We start from the raw sequence: 671 nt of genomic DNA on the forward strand, positions 1-671 counted from the left end.
TGCTCAAGCGACCGCGCCCGGGCGTGGTGGTGTCGGTATTATCCGCGTTTCAGGCCCACAGGCAGCTCAGGTTGCTCTAGAGGTCACTGGTAAGGTTTTAAAACCTCGCTACGCTGAGTACCTGCCATTCAAATCTCATGATGGTATTGAGTTAGACCAAGGTATTGCCCTTTACTTCCCTAACCCGCACTCCTTCACAGGTGAAGATGTTCTTGAACTTCAAGGTCACGGTGGCCCTGTGGTTATGGACATGTTGATTAAACGCATCCTAACCATCTCAGGTGTACGTGCTGCACGTCCGGGCGAGTTCTCAGAGCGCGCATTCCTCAATGACAAAATGGATTTAACCCAAGCAGAAGCCATTGCTGACCTGATTGATGCAAGCTCTGAAGAAGCGGCAAAATCGGCGCTCCAGTCACTGCAGGGTGAATTCTCAAAGCGCATCAACACGCTGGTAGAGTCACTGATCCACTTACGTATCTATGTTGAAGCGGCAATCGACTTCCCAGAAGAAGAGATCGACTTCCTGGCCGATGGTAAAGTAAGTGCTGACTTACAGGCTATCATCGACAACTTGGAAGCGGTTCGCCAAGAGGCTAACCAAGGTGCCATCATGCGTGAAGGAATGAAGGTGGTAATTGCTGGTCGTCCTAATGAGGGTAAATCAAGCC

Annotated in this window: 1 protein-coding gene; it reads left to right on the forward strand. The window is 50.5% G+C overall.

Annotated features, from left to right (window positions below; genetic code table 11):
* Positions 1 to 671 (forward strand): tRNA modification GTPase (locus tag KIV40_RS32205; RefSeq protein WP_375164931.1); only part of this gene is annotated, 671 nt, incomplete at both ends.

This window comes from Vibrio sp. D173a, assembly GCF_030248475.1.